This window comes from Nostoc flagelliforme FACHB-838, assembly GCF_014698065.1.
In the GTDB taxonomy this organism is placed as follows: Bacteria; Cyanobacteriota; Cyanobacteriia; order Cyanobacteriales; family Nostocaceae; genus Nostoc; species Nostoc flagelliforme_B.
Window position 1 is genome coordinate 1 of sequence record NZ_JACJSI010000623.1, and the last position, 2,456, is coordinate 2,456.

Annotated in this window: 4 protein-coding genes; all 4 read left to right on the forward strand. The window is 37.9% G+C overall.

The features are described from left to right. The first annotated feature begins 149 nt into the window (after window positions 1-149). Window positions 150-542 (forward strand): hypothetical protein, encoded by a 393-nt coding sequence (locus tag H6G97_RS49825; protein WP_190947620.1) that lies wholly within the window; start codon window positions 150-152, stop codon window positions 540-542. Between the two features lie 49 nt (window positions 543-591). Continuing rightward, a complete protein-coding gene (locus H6G97_RS49830; protein WP_190947621.1) occupies window positions 592-1,110 on the forward strand; it encodes a hypothetical protein in 519 nt (172 codons plus the stop codon). A gap of 11 nt (window positions 1,111-1,121) precedes the next feature. Continuing rightward, complete coding sequence (locus tag H6G97_RS49835; RefSeq protein ID WP_190947622.1) at window positions 1,122-1,427, forward strand: fertility inhibition FinO-like protein; 306 nt, start codon at window positions 1,122-1,124, stop codon at window positions 1,425-1,427. A 775-nt stretch (window positions 1,428-2,202) separates the two neighbouring features. Beyond that, entirely contained in the window at window positions 2,203-2,358 is a 156-nt protein-coding gene (locus tag H6G97_RS49840; RefSeq protein WP_190947623.1) for a hypothetical protein, read from the forward strand. Window positions 2,359-2,456 lie beyond the last annotated feature (98 nt).

Here is a 2,456-nt window from a genome sequence, read left to right on the forward strand (position 1 = left end):
ATTACACTCAGTAGCCATTGTATACGCTAAAAGCGCTTTGCAAACTGCTCAAAGCACGAACAACCATCGGCTAAAATCAGAAAGTTTTGGTACTCTAGGTAAATTAAATCCAACCTGACTTAAAACGAGTAATCCAGACAAATGAAAGATTGCAAATAGCTCAATTAGAAAATTTTCTCCAGTGCGGAAATCTTGACATTATACCTTCAAACGAAGTTAAAAACTTGCCTAGCGCTCCGACAGTAATTCACATAATTGATTTAGATGAAAGTGTAGAAGTAATTTTACAGTTGGCTGATGGCTCCCTTCACAGCCATTCTGTTGACTCTAAGCTAGTTAAAACTAATGTTGATAATTTATTAGAAATCTTACAATCCCTTCGATTGTCCTCTACCGCTGAAATTGACATTCTTTCTTTTCCTCGGTCACTCTATGACTTACTAATCGCGCCCGTAAAAACATACTTGCCTTCATCAGGAACGCTAGTGTTTACTTTAGATGCATCTATCTTTCCAAAGCTTACCAATAGGGCTGCTTCATGATGGTAACGATTACTTATTAAAATATTAAGGTTTAGAGGCTGATCCTGCAATGCAACTTCTATTTGATCAAGGATTGGATGACGAAGAGAAATGCAACGAATTAATTAAAATTTACTACGGCAATCCTTTAGAGCTAAAGACGGTAGTTACTCGAATTCACCACTTTTTTGGCGGAAGTGTTCAAAAGTTTTTTGAAAATAGAACTACGCTTTTCAGCAGTCAATTTCAAGCAATGCTTGATAAAGCTTTTGGTTACTTATTGAGTAAAATTCAACTACAAATTATGATTTATATAGCAGAAGAGTTAACTTTAAACTCAAAACCTGTTAAGTTTACTAACTTATTAAATGGCTTGAATAAAAAGGAATCAATATCGTTATCAGTATCAGATTTAATTACAGCATTAGAAGGGTTGGAAAAGCAGTTTTTAATTGAAATTATTAAGGATTCTGCGTCTGAAGAAACTAGTTTTACTCTTCAACCTATAGTCAAAAAATATATTAGGAAAAATATCCCAGGACTGGTGCATATATTTAATGCTTCACCAGAATTAGCGCTCACATTTTAACAGAGGTAGCTATGATTGCAGGCAAACTAGAAATCACAATTAAAATTAATGAACTGCCACAACCTAAGGACATAGAGAACGGTTGGCAGCATTTTGACTTAGACTGCGACAGACAAATCATTTCAGCCACAGCTAAAGTAAAGATTTGGAAGAAACTGACCGATGCTGCAAGTAATTATTCTCAATGGGTAGGAGCAATTGTAGGTAAACTTGGACAGCAAGCAGAACAGGGTTTCGTGTTAGAGAAACCCAACATACAAGTTTTCGAGCGCAAGCCCAAGGCAGAAACAACCTCTGCGTTAGGTGCTACTTCTTGAAAAAGCGATTACCCAATCAGGGTAAGCTGGAACAAACGCTGGTAAATATGGAGGAGTCAAACAAAAATCAGAATCTCGCTAGATACGGAAAGACCACAATTTGTGTAAAATCAAGCTGAATAGTTACGTAAAGGAGATAGAGGTGAAGAATTTACAACAATACTCGCATTTAACGCACAAAGCGCCACTAGGGAGTCGCGCTTTGTACGAATCTTAAATTTCATATAACCTCAGAGCGGGGTTGATCTCGAAGGAACAAAATAAGTGGTTGTTAAAGTTTGGCGACTAAGATTACCACAATAAATTGTCCGACTGAGTTAAATCCGCGCTGCTTTCCCCATTATACAGGGGTTGTCACCAAATCGTCGAATTTTTGGTGGCGGATTTTTGGCTGTTGAAATTCTTTAAGTTAGTGAAATATTAAATTTAGTTAAGAAAAAACTCCGAATTTTGTAGCTAAAAGCAGTAGCAGCGCGAATAACAGTTATCAGTTACCAGTTATCAGTTGGGAATAGACCTTTATTTGATAACTATTAACTGTTGACAGATAACTGATACAACCCCTCTGAAGCTTGTCAACCAAGTTATCAGGGAAAAATATCATGGCAAACAGAGAACACCCTAAGAGCGCAGTGTTAAAGCGCATGGGGTCGAGTACAGCTTTCGCATGGCAATTTTGTGCTGTGACGAAGGGAAATTTTCGGAATATCCAGGCTAGAGCAAGGATTTCGCAGCTTGAAAGAGTTCTTTCCAAGGGATTCCGAGGAGAGAACCGATGATTTCAGCGACAACTGAATATCCAAACAATCTCACGGCTGCCCAATACCATGAGTTGTTAGCTGGTAGCGCCATTCATCCGGCGTTGATTAAGCGCAACTTTTTCCACATTGAGGGAGAATCAGTTTATGATTTCCTGGTATCCGCTCGGTAAATCGGGGTAGAAAGAAAAAATCAGAATGTAGATTGGTAGACACGGCGTTATAAAATATGATATATGACGCAAAAATCATCTGCTGGGAACTTAGTATC

Excerpts from the sequence above, each read along its gene's own strand:
- H6G97_RS49830 (WP_190947621.1), top strand. The coding sequence starts at position 592 with ATGCAACTTCTATTTGATCAAGGATTGGATGACGAAGAGAAATGCAAC.
- H6G97_RS49835 (WP_190947622.1), top strand. The coding sequence starts at position 1,122 with ATGATTGCAGGCAAACTAGAAATCACAATTAAAATTAATGAACTGCCA.
- H6G97_RS49840 (WP_190947623.1), top strand. The coding sequence starts at position 2,203 with ATGATTTCAGCGACAACTGAATATCCAAACAATCTCACGGCTGCCCAA.